The 15,368-nt window shown below is 66.6% G+C and carries 8 protein-coding genes; 4 read left to right on the top strand and 4 right to left on the bottom strand.

Annotated elements, in window-relative coordinates:
- The 3 genes from G3572_RS11400 to G3572_RS11390 all read right to left on the bottom strand — a co-directional run bounded on the left by G3572_RS11400 (position 1) and on the right by G3572_RS11390 (position 9,269).
- Positions 1–6,447: a type I polyketide synthase gene (locus G3572_RS11400; RefSeq protein WP_164611883.1), complete on the bottom strand. Its 6,447-nt coding sequence runs from the start codon at positions 6,445–6,447 to the stop codon at positions 1–3.
- 78 nt (positions 6,448–6,525) lie between these two features.
- The gene (locus G3572_RS11395; RefSeq protein ID WP_354004022.1) at positions 6,526–7,812 is read right to left on the bottom strand and encodes a glycosyltransferase family 4 protein; all 1,287 of its coding nucleotides are present in this window, start codon (positions 7,810–7,812) and stop codon (positions 6,526–6,528) included.
- Complete coding sequence (locus tag G3572_RS11390) at positions 7,809–9,269, bottom strand: hypothetical protein (protein WP_205518693.1); 1,461 nt, start codon at positions 9,267–9,269, stop codon at positions 7,809–7,811. Before G3572_RS11390 ends, G3572_RS11395 begins: the two co-directional genes overlap by 4 nt.
- A gap of 337 nt (positions 9,270–9,606) precedes the next feature.
- Between G3572_RS11390 and pnp the strand changes: the two genes are divergently transcribed.
- Complete coding sequence (pnp, locus tag G3572_RS11385; RefSeq protein ID WP_164611879.1) at positions 9,607–11,748, top strand: polyribonucleotide nucleotidyltransferase; 2,142 nt, start codon at positions 9,607–9,609, stop codon at positions 11,746–11,748.
- A gap of 193 nt (positions 11,749–11,941) precedes the next feature.
- Positions 11,942–12,535 (top strand): L,D-transpeptidase, encoded by a 594-nt coding sequence (locus tag G3572_RS11380; protein ID WP_164611877.1) that lies wholly within the window; start codon positions 11,942–11,944, stop codon positions 12,533–12,535.
- A 36-nt stretch (positions 12,536–12,571) separates the two neighbouring features.
- Here the strand turns inward: G3572_RS11380 and G3572_RS11375 are convergent, their stop codons facing one another.
- Positions 12,572–13,762: a hypothetical protein gene (locus G3572_RS11375; RefSeq protein WP_164611875.1), complete on the bottom strand. Its 1,191-nt coding sequence runs from the start codon at positions 13,760–13,762 to the stop codon at positions 12,572–12,574.
- Between the two features lie 123 nt (positions 13,763–13,885).
- Here G3572_RS11375 and G3572_RS11370 point away from each other — a divergent pair, with 123 nt between their 5' ends.
- Positions 13,886–15,088, top strand: coding sequence for a GTP-binding protein (locus G3572_RS11370; RefSeq protein ID WP_164611873.1), 1,203 nt, complete (start codon positions 13,886–13,888; stop codon positions 15,086–15,088).
- Positions 15,085–15,348, top strand: coding sequence for a DUF6525 family protein (locus G3572_RS11365; RefSeq protein ID WP_164611871.1), 264 nt, complete (start codon positions 15,085–15,087; stop codon positions 15,346–15,348). Before G3572_RS11370 ends, G3572_RS11365 begins: the two co-directional genes overlap by 4 nt.
- The last annotated feature ends 20 nt before the right edge of the window (positions 15,349–15,368 follow it).

Here is a 15,368-nt window from a genome sequence, read left to right as displayed (position 1 = left end):
CTATTCCGCCGCTGCGGCCAGCCACGCCACCGGCGCGGTGCCTTCTGCCGCTTCGATCACCGCGCGCAGGCGGGCGGACAGCACCCGCACATTCGGCTCCAGCACCATGCTGTCATGGTCGCCCGGCACCTCGATCACGTCCAGCGCCGGGGCGAATTGGCCCAGGTCATTGTCGGGGAACACGAATTCGCGTGCGGTGCTGACCCAGCGCCCGCCGGTCACCTGCCAGCGCCTGTCGAGCGCGGGGCGGAACAGCACGGTGGCCCCCTGACGCGGGGCCATCTGGTAGAGCGGCAGGGCGGCGCGGAAGGCGGCCTCGATCGCGGCGTTGTGGAAGGCGCCCTCGTCGGTGGTCTGCGCGCCTTGCGCGCGTTTCCATGCCTGTTTCTCGCGCCACCAGCGGGCGAAGAAAGCCGGCCCTTCGGCGCGCAGTTCGGCGGCGCGGATCATCAGCTTGTCCAGCTTGGACAGCTGGGGCCGCATCGGCACCGGCGTGTCGAGCAGCACGACCAGCGGCACCGCTTCTCCCTCTGCCTCGAGCTGGCGGGCGATTTCCCATGCGATCAGACCGCCGCCCGAGAAGCCACCCAAGAGATAGGGGCCAACGGGCTGCACCTGCCGCATTTCCGCGATGTAGTCGCGGGCGGCGGTGACGAAATCGGCATGCGGCTGCGCGTCGCCATAAAGACCGCGCGCCTGCAACCCGTAGAAGGGCCGGTCGCCGCCCAGAAGTTGTGCCAGATGGCGCAGGTTGAGCACATTGCCGAACATGCCCGCCACAAGGAAGAACGGCGTCTTGGCACCGCCATCGCCGCGCCCCTCGCCCTTGTGCATCGGCACGATATGGGTGAAGCGGCGCTGCGGCGCGCGCGGCTCTGCCGCACCGTCGGGCCCTGCCCCTTCCCCGCTGTCCTGCGGGCCGATCTGGTCTTCGATCAGACGCGCGCAGGCGGCGATGGTGGGGGCCTCGAACAGGACCGAGATCGGGAAGTCGACGCGGTAGGCCTTTTTGACCATCGCAAACAGGCGCACCGCAATCAGGCTGTGGCCGCCAAGGTCGAAGAAGCTGTCCTCGACCCCGACGCGGGCGACGCCCAAGAGGTCCTGCCAGAACCCCACAAGAGTGCGCTCGATGTCATTGCGTGGCTCTACATAGGCGCTGTCCAGATCGGGGCGCTCGAAACTGGTGCCTTCGCTGCGTGTCTCCTCCGCCACCGCCGCCGCGCGGATCAGCGCGGGCAGGTCGAGCGAGGAGACGATGATCTGGCTTTGCCCCAGCGCCACCGCGCGGCCAAAGGCCTCGGCCCCCTCCTCGGGGCGGATGCCTTGCGAGAAGGCATGCAGCAGGCGTTCCTCGGCGGGCGAGCTTGCGCGGGTCTGCACGGCATCCACCTCGAGGCCGCGCGGATCGGGGGGCGTCAGGCGCAGGCCGCCGTCCAGCCGGTGCATGGTGAAGCCTTCGACCTCGATGCAGACCTCGCCATCGGGCGTGGCGAGCGTCACGTCAAAGCTGGCGCTGCCGCGCGCCGCCGTATTGGCGGCGGCGTTGCGCATGTGGCTGACGATGCGGGCGGGCAGCGGGCGATAGACGCGCACCCGCGCATAAGAAACCGGCACCCAGAGCGCGTCGGGCGTGTAGCCGTCGATCAGCCCCATGGCCCAGCCCGTCGCAAGGTCCATCAGCGCGGGGTGGATGCGCCAGCCCTGATCGGGTTCGGCGGCAAAGGCGTCGGGCAAGGCCAGATGGGCCAAGCCCTCGCCCTGCCCCAGACTGCGCGAGGTCAGCACCCGCCAGCGCGGACCGAAATCGAGATGCGCCTCTTGCGGGCTGACCAGCCCCGCGCCCACCTCGGGCGCGGGCAGGCGCGAGGAAAGGGCCGCCACATCAAGCCGGGGCGCGGTCCCTGCCAAGGGCATCAGCCGCGCCGACGCATGCAGGAGCCAGCCGGTGCGGCCCTTGACCATCAGGCCCGAGTGCAATTCGAACCCGTAGCCTTCGTCGCTGCGCTGAAGGCGCGCGCGCACGGGGCGCGGTTCATCGCCCACATCCAGCGCGCGGAAGAAGGTCAGATCGCGGATCTCGAAAGCATCGCCTTCGCCCTGGGCGGCCCAAGCCTCGGCCATCACCTCCAGATAGCCGGTGCCGGGGATCAGCGCGGTGCCATCCTTGGTGCGGTGCCCGTCCAGCACCCAGCGGTCAAGCCCGTAGCGCGCATGGAACACACGGTTGCCGTCGCGGTCAAAGCCGGATTCGTCCAGCATTGGCGCTGCAAGCGGCACGCGCGGGGATTCCACCCGCCCCGCACGGTCGGCCAGCGCCTCGGCCGCCATCCCGACGCCCTGCCAGATGCCCCAGTTGAGCGCCACCACGCGGGTCTTGCCGCCCGCGCGGTGCTTGGCATAGGCGTTGAGGTATTCGTTGGCCGCCACATAGTCGATCTGCCCCGCCGGCCCCGTCACCGTGGAGGTGGAGGAGAACAGCACCAGAAGCGCGATGGACCCGTCGGGGAACAGACGTTCGAGCACCTGCGTGCCGTGGAGTTTGGGGGCGAAGACCTCTTCGACCTCGGCCGGGGTTTTCACCAGCAGCGGGCCGTCATCGACCACACCCGCCGCATGGATCACCGCATGAACGGGCCCAAAGCAGGTTTCGCCTGCCGTGCGGGCGGCCTGCATCTCATCGACATTGGCCACATCGGCGCGGGCGACCAGCACCGCGCCGCCCAAGGCCTCCAGCCGTTGCAGGGCAAGGATGCGCCGCGCCAGCGGATCGCCCGGCGCGGCCTTGGCCAGAACCGCGGGCCAGAGCCCGCGTTCCGGCAGGGGTCTGCGCGCGATCAGCGTGATCCTGACACCGAAGCGGCGGATCATATCTTCGGCCACGGTCAGGCCAATGCCACCAAAGCCGCCGGTGATCAGCACATGCGCGCCCGTGGGAAGCGTCAGCCCGCTTTCGGGCAGGGCCACCGGCTTTACCCCCGCCTGATAGCGCCGCCCCTTGCGCCATGCGGCGATGGCGGGCGTGTCGGACAGCACCTCTTCGAGCACCACTTCCGCCGGGGCATCCGGCCCCAGATCGAGCAGGCCGACCTGCACCCCCGGCACCTCGCGCGGGATCACGCGGGCGGGACCGAGGACCATCGCCTTTTCGGGATAGGCCAGCACCTCGTCCCGCACCCGCGCCGCGCCAGTGGTGAGCACGGTCAGCCGGATCGGGCGCGGCAGGTTTTCCTCGGCCAGTGCCTGACCGAGGAACATCAGCGCGTAGAAGCCCTGCTCGATGTTGCGGTGCAGGAAGCTGGAGCCGGGACGGAAGGTTTCGCGCGCGGTCACAAGCCAGCCATGCAGGATGCGCGACGGGGCCAGACCGCGCGCCACCAGATCGCGGATCAGCGCGTCATAGCCTTCGCGCCCGCGTTCGGGCGACAGGCGGTAGTCGCCCTGCGCGTCGCGGGCAAAGGCATCGCCTGCGCGGACCCGCACCACGCGGTGCCCCGCCTGCGCCAGACGGTCGGCCACCGATGCGCAAAGGCCGGTGTCATCGAGGAACACCAGCCATGTTTCCGGCGGGGCGTCGGGCAGGTCATCGACATCGAAACCCGCCGCCACGGGCCGCCACTGGGGCCGCCAGCCCCATGCCGACAGATCGTCGATACGGGCAGGCAGCGGCTGTTCCTCGGGCGTCTGACCAAGGGCGGGGGCGATGAAATAGGGTTTGCGCTGGAAAGCATAGCCCGGAAGCGGCACCCGCTGGCGCGGGGCGTCGCCCCAGATCTGGTCCCAGTCGATCGCCACCCCGCAGGCCCAGAGCCGCGCGAGGGTGACCATGTGCCATGCGTCATCCGCCATGCGCTGGTCGGGGTGGCGCAGGGCCGGAATCACCTGACCCGACGCAACCCCGTTTGCCTGCGCGAGCGAGGACAGCGCCCGCCCCGGCCCCATTTCCACATAGACCCGCCCCGGAGTGGCGGTCAGCGTGGCCATGCAGGCGCGGAAATGCACGGTGTTGCGCAGGTGCTGGACCCAGTATTCGGGGTCGGTCGCCTGCGCCGCCGTGAGTTCCGCGCCGGTGCGGTTGGAGATGATCGGGACATCGGGCGCATTGAGCGCGATAGAGCGCAGGTAGTCGCCGAAGCGCCGGAGGATCGGCTCCAGCATGGCGGAATGGGCGGCGATGTCGATGGCGATGCGCTGGGTCTCGATCCCCTCGGCGGCGAGGGAGGCGGCAAGGGTGGCGAGGGTGGCATCGGGGCCGGAGAGGACGCAGAGGTCGGGCGCATTGACCGAGGCGATGTCCAGTTGCGCCGTCGGACGGCGGGCCTGCCCCGTCGCCAGTGGTTCGGGAACCAGGGGCGCAGCACTGGCGGTCTCTGGCAGAGAATAGCCGAGGCGGGACAGGGTCTTGCGAAGGTTTTCCTCCGACAGCGGCACCGAGAGCATGCCGCCGGGCGCGATCGTATCAAACAGCGTGCCGCGCAGGTGGACGAGGCCGATGCAATCTTCGAAGGACATCACGCCCGCGAGGGCGGCGGCGGTGTTTTCGCCCATCGAATGGCCGACCAGCGCCGTCGGGGTCACGCCCCATGACTCGAAGAGTTTGGCCAGCGCGTATTCGGTGATCATGATGAGCGGCAGTTGCACCGAGGGGCGCTTGAGCGCCTCGGTCGCCGCCGCCTCGGCCCCCGGCGCGGGCAGCCAGAGCGCGCGGATGTCATAGTCGAGCTTCGGCTCCAGCACCGCAAGGCCGCGATCCATCCAGTCGGCGAAGACGGGTTCCGTCTCATACAGGTCGCGCGCCATGCCCGCATATTGCGCGCCGCCGCCGGGGAACATGAACACCACCTCGGGGTCGTCGCCCAGATGGTCATGGGTGAAGATCCGGCGCGGATCGCCGCTTTCCAGTATCTCGGCGGCTTGCGCATGGGTTTCGGCCACCAGCACGCGGCGCTTGTCAAAGGCGCGGCGGCCTTCCTTCAGCGTAAAGGCGACATCGGCGAGCGGCTGATCGGGGTTGGCGCGCAGATGCTGCGCAAGGCGGGTGCTGGCGGCATCGAGCGCGGATTTGCTGCGCGCCGACAGCACCAGCGGCTGGAAGGGCCAGTCGCTTTGCGCGGAAGCGGGGCGCGGCGGGGCCTCCTCCAGCACGGCATGGGCATTGGTGCCGCCGACGCCAAGGCTGTTGACCCCGGCGCGGCGCAGGGGCGCGGACCAAGGCGACAGGCGGTCATTCACGCGGAAGGGCGAGGTTTCGAAGTCGATGGCCGGATTGGGCGCTTCGTAGCCGAGGCTGGGCGGCAGTTCGCGGTGGTGCAGCGCCAGCGCCACCTTGATGAGGCTGGCCACCCCTGCGGCGGTGTCGAGATGGCCGATGTTGGTCTTGACGCTGCCGATGCGGCAATGGCCCACGGCATCGGTGGTTTCGCGGAAGGCGGCGGTAAGGGCCGCCACCTCGATCGGGTCGCCCAGATAGGTGCCGGTGCCGTGACATTCGACGTAGGTGACGGTGTCGGCGCTGACCCCCGCCACCGCCTGCGCCTCGGCGATGCAGCGGGCCTGACCGTCGACCGAGGGGGCGAGATAGCCCGCCTTGGCCGCGCCGTCATTGTTCACCGCAGAACCCTTGATGATGGCCCAGATGTGGTCGCCATCGCGCACCGCATCCGCTGCGCGGCGCAGCACGACGCAGCCCGCGCCCGAGCCGAAGACGGTGCCTTGCGCGCGGTGGTCGAAGGCGTGGCAATGGCCATCGGGCGACAGGATTTCGCCTTCGGTATAGAGATAGCCGCGCGCATGGGGCAGTTCGATGGTGACGCCCCCCGCAAGAGCCATGTCACATTCGCCATTGAGCAGCGCCTGCGCCGCGTAATGCACCGCCACGAGGCTGGTGGAACAGGCGGTCTGCACATTGATGCTCGGCCCCTTGAGGTCGAGGATATGGCTGACGCGGGTGGCCAGAAAATCCTTGTCATTGCCGGTATGGCGCAGAAGGAACATGCCGGTCTGATCGACCAGATCGCGGTGCGAGCAGAGGTTGAAGTAGAAATACGACCCCATGCCGCAGCCCGCCCAGACCCCGATGGGGCCGGAAAACCGCTCTGGCGGGTGGCCCGCGTTCTCAAGTGCCTCCCATGCCACTTCGAGGAACTGGCGGTGCTGGGGGTCGAGGATGGCGGCTTCTTTGGGGGAAAAGCCGAAAAACTCGGCGTCGAACTGTTCGAACCCGTCAAGCAGCGCGGCGGCGGGCACGTAATTGGGGCGCGCCAGACGTGCGGGCGATTCCCCTGCTGCCAGCAGGGTGGCTTCGTCGAGCACCTTGATCGACTCGATCCCGCCGCGCAGATTCTGCCAATAGGTCGAAATATCGTCCGCGCCCGGAAGATGCGCCGCCATGCCGACAATCGCGATGTCGGTGTCTGAAAGATCGGGCGGGATCAGGGAATCGGGCATCAGGAAAAACACTCGGCAGACAATCAAGACCCGTTTGGTATGTAGCAAACTTGGCTAAAATAAGGAACCGGGGCTGACTTATTCCTGCCCGAAGGGGTCCGGTTTCGGGCGGTCCGGGGTCACAATCCAGTGATAGATGCCGAGGACCTGTTCGGCCTTGCGTTCCCATGTGAACAGCGCCTGCACCCGCGCGCGGGCAGCCTCGCCCTTGGCAGCAACCTCGGCGGGGTGATCGACGCACCACGCCAGACGCGCGGCCAGCCCCGCGATCACGCCCGCGCGCCCCGTGATCGGCACCTTCCAGCCGGTCGCATCGGTGACCAGTTCGGCGGGGCCGGCGTAGTCGACGACAACCGGCGCAAGGCCCAGCGCCATCGCCTCGAGCACCACACCGCCGCCGAATTCGCGGATGGAAGGAAAGGCCAGAAGCTGGCAGCGGGCGGCAATGTCCTGCACCTCGGCATGCGCCTTCCAGCCGTGGAAGATCACCCCGCCTCCGAACTCTGCCGCCTGCGCGCGCAAGGGGGCCATCATGTCACCATCGCCGATGATCTCGAGCACCAGCCTGCCGTCGCGCAAGAGGGGGGCGGCAGCGGCGATCAGCATGTCGACCCCCTTGAGCGGCACCAGACGCCCGATGAAACAGGCGCGCATCGGCCCCGGCCCGCCATGCAGCGCCCGCGCATTGAACCGCGCGGGGTCAATCGCATTCTCGGGCAGGTAGATCACCCTGTCATGGTGGCGCGCGGGAATGTCGCGCAGGGTCTGGCGCGATCCGGCCAGTATGGCATCGGCGCGCAAGGTGGACCGCCGCCCCGGCAGCGCGCGGTAGAGGCCCCGCACCTTTGACAGCCATTCGCGCTCGCGCTTCATCTCGGCCTCGAAGCCTTTGGGCCAAGGCACGCCGCCGTTGATCGGCCCCAGCACGAATGGCACCCCTGCGGCACGGCACTTCGCCGCAATCGGGCTTTGCTGCACAGGAGACAGCGGGGTGATGCGGTGCACCACATCATAGCGCCCGGCGCGGATGTCCGGACCGAACCGCTTCCAGACCAGATGTTCGAAATAGGGATAGCTGATCGTTGCCACCGCCTGCTGGATCGTCCAGCCGCCGCGCCCGCCCGACAGGAAGGTGCCCAGCTTCCAAAGGGGCCCTGCCAGCGCCTCGGAATCGATGGCGGTAAAGTCGCGCCCCTCGACCAGCCCCGCGCGCAGGAAGGCGTCGCGGTTGCGCACCTGCGTCACCACATGCACATCGGCCACCTCGGCCAGCGCACGGGCCAGCGACCAGCCCACCAGCGGCACCGACACCCATTCGGGGTTTGCCGCCTCGGCCAGCAGAAGGACGCGCAGGCGGCGCGTCACAGCACGGTCCGCCCTGGTTGCAACTGTGCCGCGGCAGGCAGATGACCGGACTTCCAGCGGGCGCGCAACGCCTCGGCATAGCCCAGCACCGCCCCTGCCATCAGCCATGTGAAGGGAATCTGCGTGTCATTGGGCAGAAGATCCACCAGATTGACCGCAAGGATCAGTGCCACGGCGCAGGCGAAGGGGGAAAGCGCCGATCCGGGTTGGCGCAGCGCCTCGCGGGCGAGCAACAGGATCGGCAGCGCCAGCAGCCCGAATTCGGCGATGTAACCGGCCCAGCCGAAGGTGCCGAGCGTGATGATCCAGCCGCCATCGGCGATCACGTTGATCTGGCCCGTGATCGGGTCGTGCATCAGCCCCCGCCCGTAGAGCCCCCAGCCGAACCAGGGCCGCTCTGCCGCGCGGTCGAGCAGCAGTTCTTCGTTCAGGATACGGAATTGCAGCGAGGCCCCGCGTTCGGGGTTGAGGCCGAGCGCGAGGTTCAGGATGTCATCGACCGGCACCAGATGCAGGCCGCGCAGCAGCGGATAGGTGATGACCACCAGCACCATGAGCCCCGCCAGCAGCACCTGCATCCGCCGCGAAAGCAGCGTGACCATCGGCACCAGCAGCAGCGCATAGATGAGCGGCCCCGCGCTGCGGCAATAGAGCAGCACAACCAGAAGATAGAGCGCCAGTACCAGATAGCGCGGGCGCGCCGCGGCAGGACCGATGCGGAACAGCGTGACCGCCGCGATGAAGCACATCAGGGCAAAGAAGGCGACCCACAGCCCGTGCGGCATGAACACGAAAGGGCGGAATCCGCCAAAGCGGATGGCTTGGCTGAAATCATGCTGGAAGAAGCCGTAGACCCAGAGGTTCAACTGGGGCGAGATGCGCGCCTCGAGCAGCATGGGCAGCGAGTAGATCAGCCCCGCCACCACCAGTGCGACGACCAGCGCCCGCATGGCCTGTTCGCTGCCCAGAAAGCGGCGGCCCAGAAAGAAGGGGATCAGCGCGATGAACTGCGTGCCGACGACGGCCAGACTGTCATAGAGGCGCAAGGCGGGCAGCGTGCGTTCGGGAAACCAGATCGGGTCCGTGTTGGTCATCACCGTGGCAAAGGGGCTGATGAGGTAAAGCAGGATCAGCCCGCGCCCCAGCATCGCGTCGGGCCACAGCCCGAACCGCTTGCGCAGCAGGAACAGCACCGCCACCAGCGCCGCGAGGCTGCCCGCCGCGTATTTGTCGATATCCGGCACCAGCGGCAGATCGATCGCCACCACCGGAGGCAAGAGCATATAGGCCCCGAGGATGGTCCAGATCAGCGCGCGTGCCGGAGGCATTTTCGTGAAGAATATCCACGAAACCACCGGCCATATGGCCAGCATGAAAAAGGCGAGCGCGTTTCCTACGGGCATGGGGTCGGGGCGGGCATCCGTCTTGGGGTGGTGCGTCTGGTCAGGCGATAGCATGGAACGGCATGGCTGTCTTGGCATGACATGAGGGCAGCACCACGCCCGGAATGCGGCACACAAAGGGCGGGGGAAGGTGGCGCGCCGCCCTGTCCGCCCGCCCCTGCCCGGTGACCGCTTGCGAGCCGAGGCCGGAGCAGGGACCGGAGCCTGCCCGGAGGCCGGCCACAAACAGGCCGCTTCCCAAAGCCGCCATTTTCCTGTATGGCCCCGCCATCTGTGACGTGAGGCCCGCCCCCGGCCGCATGCAAAGGATTGGGGGGCGGCGGCAATGGGGCCGCCATGCAAAGGGAAGCCGCGGCAGGGGCCGTGGGTGCTTCCATATAGGGAACGATAGATGTTCAACGTGACTCGTAAATCCATCCAGTGGGGCAAAGAAACCCTGACACTGGAATCCGGCAAGGTTGCCCGTCAGGCCGACGGCTCGGTGATCGCCACCATGGGCGACACCTCTGTGATGGCCAACGTGACCTTTGCCAAGAAGGCAAAGCCGGGGCAAGACTTCTTCCCGCTGACCGTGCACTACCAGGAACGCTACTACGCCGCCGGCAAGATCCCGGGCGGCTTTTTCAAACGCGAAGCCCGTCCGAGCGAAAAGGAAACGCTGACCTCGCGTCTGATCGACCGTCCGATCCGCCCGCTGTTCGTCGAAGGCTTCAACCACGAGGTTCTGGTCATCGTGACCGTGCTGAGCCACGATCTGGTGAACGAGCCCGATATCCTTGCCATGATCGCTGCCTCGGCCGCGCTGACCGTTTCCGGCGTGCCGTTCATGGGCCCGATCGGCGCTGCGCGTGTCGGCTTTGTCAACGGCGAATACGTTCTGAACCCCGATGTCGAGGACATGCAGAACCTGCGTGCCAACCCGGACCAGCGTCTTGATCTGGTGATCGCGGGCACCAAGAACGCCGTGATGATGGTGGAATCCGAAGCCTATGAACTGACCGAAGCCGAGATGCTGGGCGCTGTGAAGTTCGGCCATGACGCGATGCAGCCGGTGATCGACCTGATCATCGACTTCGCCGAAGAAGCCGCCAAAGAGCCCTTCGACTTCCAGCCCGCCGATTATTCCGAGCTTTATGCCAAGGTCAAAGCGGCTGGCGAAGCGCAGATGCGCGCCGCCTTTGCGATCAAGGACAAGCAGGAGCGCAGCAACGCCATCGAAGCGGCGGTGCAGGCGATCAAGGACTCGCTGGGCGAGGAAGACTTGGCCGACGTCAACCTCGGCGCGTCGATCAAGAAGCTGGAATCCTCGATCCTGCGCGGCGACATCATCAACGGCGGCGCGCGCATTGACGGGCGCGACACCAAGACCGTGCGCCCGATCGTGTCGGAAACCGGCATCCTGCCGCGCACCCACGGCTCGGCCCTGTTCACCCGCGGCGAGACGCAAGGCCTGGTCGTGACCACGCTTGGCACCGGCGAAGATGAGCAGATCATCGACGCGCTGCACGGCAACAGCCGCTCGAACTTCCTGCTGCACTACAACTTCCCGCCCTACTCGGTTGGTGAAGTCGGCCGTTTCGGCCCGCCCGGACGCCGCGAGATCGGCCACGGCAAGCTGGCATGGCGTGCGCTGCAGGCCGTGCTGCCTGCGCCGACCGATTTCCCCTATACCATCCGCGTGGTGTCCGAGATCACCGAATCCAACGGGTCGTCCTCGATGGCATCGGTCTGCGGCGGTTCGCTGTCGATGATGGATGCGGGCGTTCCGCTGAAGGCGCCGGTGGCCGGTGTGGCGATGGGTCTGATCCTTGAGGATGATGGCCGCTATGCCGTGCTGACCGACATCCTTGGCGACGAGGATCACCTCGGCGACATGGACTTCAAGGTGGCTGGCACCGCGAACGGCATCACCAGCCTGCAGATGGACATCAAGATTGCCGGGATCACCCCGGAGATCATGGAGCAGGCGCTTGCGCAGGCGAAGGATGGCCGGCTGCACATTCTGGACGAGATGGCCAAGGCGCTGACCAGCGCACAGGCGTTCAGCCAGTATGCGCCCAAGATCGAGACCATGCAGATCCCGACCGACAAGATCCGTGAAGTGATCGGGTCGGGCGGCAAGGTGATCCGCGAGATCGTGGAAACCTCGGGTGCCAAGGTCGACATCAACGACGACGGGATCATCAAGATCGCATCGAGCGATGCTGCCGCCATCAAGCGCGCCTATGACATGATCTATTCGATCGTGGCCGAGCCGGAAGAAGGCCGCATCTACACCGGCAAGGTGGTGAAGCTGGTCGATTTCGGGGCTTTCGTGAACTTCTTCGGCAAGCGCGACGGTCTGGTGCACGTGTCTCAGATCGCCAACAAGCGCTTGAACCACCCGAACGAGATCCTGAAGGAAGGCCAGGAGGTCAAGGTCAAGCTGCTGGGCTTTGACGACCGTGGCAAGGTGCGCCTTGGCATGAAGATGGTCGATCAGGAAACCGGCGAGGAAATCGTCGAGAAGAAAGAGGAAGCGTCGGAAGCCTGAGCGCTCTGACACGCCCCGAGAACACGGAAAAGCCCCGGCCCCCGCGCCGGGGCTTTTTCTTTCGGGTGCAGGGTGCCGCACGGACATGAGGCAGAGACACGGGGCAACACATGCGCGTGATTTGGTCCGCTGCGGGTTCCTTTGAATCATATCTGTGGCAAACGTAGGCAAACACTTGCGAGGAATGATCTTTATGCCGATTGACCTGACGCGTCGCCTTTTCCTGTCCTCGTCGGCTGCGGTTCTGGCCAGTCCCGCGCTTGGCCAGACCAAGCGGAGCCTGAACACCTATGTGGTGCCGCCGGAACATGAGCCGGTGATCGTGCGCCTGCGCGATACGTTCGAACCCGGCTCGCTTCTGGTCGATCCGAATACCTTCTCGCTCTACTGGCTGCTGGAGCCACGCCGCGCGCTGCGCTTCATCGTGGGGGTCGGGCGCGGTGATCTCTATGAGGCGGGGCAGTTCACCGTGGGGGCCAAGAAGGAATGGCCAAGCTGGACCCCGACCAAGAGCATGATCGAGCGCAATCCCGATGCCTATGCGAAATGGGCCGACGGGATGCCGGGTGGCCCCGGCAACCCGCTGGGTGCGCGGGCGCTGTATCTGTTTGACGAACGGCGGGGCGACACCTTCCTGCGCATCCACGGCACGCCCGAGCCTTGGACAATTGGCTCGGCGGTGTCCAACGGCTGTGTGCGGCTGGTCAACGAGCATATCACCCAGCTTTACGACATGGTGCCGATTGGCGCGAATGTGACGCTGTATCCGAAGGTTGCCATTTCTTGACGGCGCGCGCCGGCCCCTTGCGGGGCCGGTGCAGGTTCAGGCGCTGCGGCTGGCAAGCCATGCGTTCAACCGCCACATCCCCCATGCGAGCGGGATCGCGGCAAATCCGCCGATGACATAGGCCAGCGGCTCGTCGGCGAAGCTTTCGAACATCTGGGTATAGGCATGGATGGCGGCAAAGGTGACGCCCGCGTTGAACAGCGCGCGGCGGTTGGTCTGCGCGGCCCATGCGATGACCGCGATCAGCGCGATGGCCCAGAGGATCGAATAGGCGTTGGCCGAAATCACGAAGGCATTGGCTTCGAACGCCTGACGCGCGGCGTCATATTCCTCATAGCTCATGTCGGTGGTCCAGTCGTAGCCCGGCCCCCAGATCGTCTGGCCCACCACATCGCCCCAGAGTGACCCGACAAGGGCGCAGAGGTTGGCGACGACAAAGCCGAGGGTGGCAAGGATGCGGCTGTGCCGCGCGCTGCGTTCGGGCAACCGGTTGCCCAGCCAGACCATCGCCACCACCAGCGCCGACATTTGCAGGATGCTGAGCGTGGGTTCGGGCGACATGAACACATAGGCCGCGTGGAAATAGCTGGTGCTGGTCGAAAGCATCTGCGCGAAAGGCACGATGGCAAGCGCCGTGACCAGCCGCACATCGGTGGCCCAGCCTGCGAGCGCCAGCAAGATTGCCGTGTAGGCATAGACTAGCGGCATCACCGCGCCACCGGCCTGCCATTGCTCGGTCAGCACGGCCAGACCGGACAGATGCAGCGCAAGACCCATGAGCAGGATCGCGCCCTGCACGAAGCGGGTCGTCAGCCCGCCGCGCAACAGCGCCCGCCCTGCAATCAGGGCCACCAGCGCCCCCGCCGGAAGCATGATGGTGGGGGCAAGATCGTAATACTTGTCCAGCAGCTCGATCCCCGCGCCGCCGATCAGCATGCCCGCCCCGATCAGCGCGGCGGCATTGCCGAACATCCGGTAAAGCTGCCCTGCCCGTGCGAGGATCAGCAGCCCTGCCCCCAGCAGGACCGACCCGAACACGGCAACCGCGGGCGCGCTTGCCAGCCAGAAGATGGTGCCCAGCGTGGCGGCAAGAATGCCCGCGCTGAGCAAACTGTTGATGCCGAGGGCCACCATCGCCTCACGCGCGCGGGCCTCGATGATGCGGGCCTGCTCCTCGGTAATGATGCCGTCAAGGGTAAGCTGTCTGGTATCGGCTAAACTGTGCATGTCACACTCCCATGAACACCGTTCAAAACCTATACCGCGCCCGTGAACGTCGTTCAAGCATTTCGACTTGAGACGCCGCGTCACTAGAGATAGATATGTTATATTATTACAAATGGAGTCGACATGACTGACCGTCTGCCCGTGACAGTTCTTTCCGGTTTTCTGGGGGCCGGAAAGACGACGCTGCTTAACCATGTGCTGAACAACCGTGACGGCCGGCGCGTGGCCGTGATCGTGAACGACATGAGCGAGGTGAACATCGACGCCGATCTGATCCGTGACGGGGCGGGCCTGTCGCGGACAGAGGAGAAACTGGTGGAAATGACCAATGGCTGCATCTGCTGCACCCTGCGGGATGATTTGCTGGTCGAGGTCCGCAGGCTGGCAGCCGAGGGGCGGTTCGACTATCTGCTGATCGAAAGCACCGGCATTGCCGAACCCCTGCCGGTGGCCGCCACCTTCGATTTCCGCGACGAGGCGGGCGACAGCCTGTCGGATGTGGCGCGGTTGGATACGATGGTGACGGTGGTCGACGCCATCAACCTGCTGCGCGATTTTTCCAGCCATGATTTCCTTGCCGACCGCGGCGAGGTGACGGGGGAGGGCGACACGCGCACGCTGGTGAACCTGCTGACCGACCAGATCGAATTTGCCAATGTGGTGATCTTGAACAAATGCCGCGATGCCGGGCCTGCGCGGGTGGATGCGGCGCGCAAGATCATCCGCGCGCTGAACCCTGATGCGCGGCTGATCGAGGCGGATCATTCCCGCGTGGACCCGCGGGCGATCTTTGGCACCGGGCTGTTCGATTTTGACCGCGCGCAGGAACATCCGCTTTGGGCCAAGGAGCTGTATGGCTTTGCCCATCACACACCGGAAACCGAGGAATACGGGATTTCTTCCTTTGTCTACCGTGCGCGCCGCCCGTTTGACCCTGCGCGCATCCATGCGGTTCTGAACGGCGATCTGCCGGGGGTGATCCGTGCCAAGGGGCATTTCTGGCTGGCGACACGCCCGAACTGGGTGGCCGAGTTTTCGCTGGCCGGAGCGGTGTCATCGGTGACGCCCTTGGGCGGCTGGTGGGCCTCGGTCCCGCGCGAGCGGTGGCCGACGCATCCCGACGCCTTGGCCGAGGTGGCGCGGCATTGGCAAGACCCGTGGGGCGACCGGCGCCAGGAGATCGTGTTCATCGGGGCAGGAATGGACCGCGCCGCGCTGACGGCGCGCCTTGATGCCGCCCTGATCGACGCGGCGGATTATACGCCCGCGCTTTGGGCCGGAATGGCCGATCCCTTCCCGCTGTGGCGTCGGCAGCAGGCGGCATGATGCGCAACCTGACCTCTCCCCGCGCGCGCTGGCGCAAAGGCAATGCAATGGCGGCGCACGACGGCCTGCCCCCGCCATTGCGGGCATGGGCGACGCAGGCGGCGCTGCCGTGGAGCCCTGCATCATTGCACAAGCTCTGGCTGCGGGCCTTGCGCGAGACGGGCTGCACAAAGGCCGCCCTGGCCCGCCTGTCTGCCGCCGAGGCTGCCAGCCTGCGGCGCGAGGCGGCGCAGGTCTGGGGCCGTGATTATCCGGCCTAGCAAAAGGCCCCGGACGGTTC

Source organism: Pseudotabrizicola algicola (genome assembly GCF_010915705.1).
In the GTDB taxonomy this organism is placed as follows: domain Bacteria; phylum Pseudomonadota; class Alphaproteobacteria; order Rhodobacterales; family Rhodobacteraceae; genus Pseudotabrizicola; species Pseudotabrizicola algicola.
The sequence above is the reverse complement of the archived record's forward strand: the minus strand, read 5'-3'. Positions and strand labels throughout refer to the sequence as shown.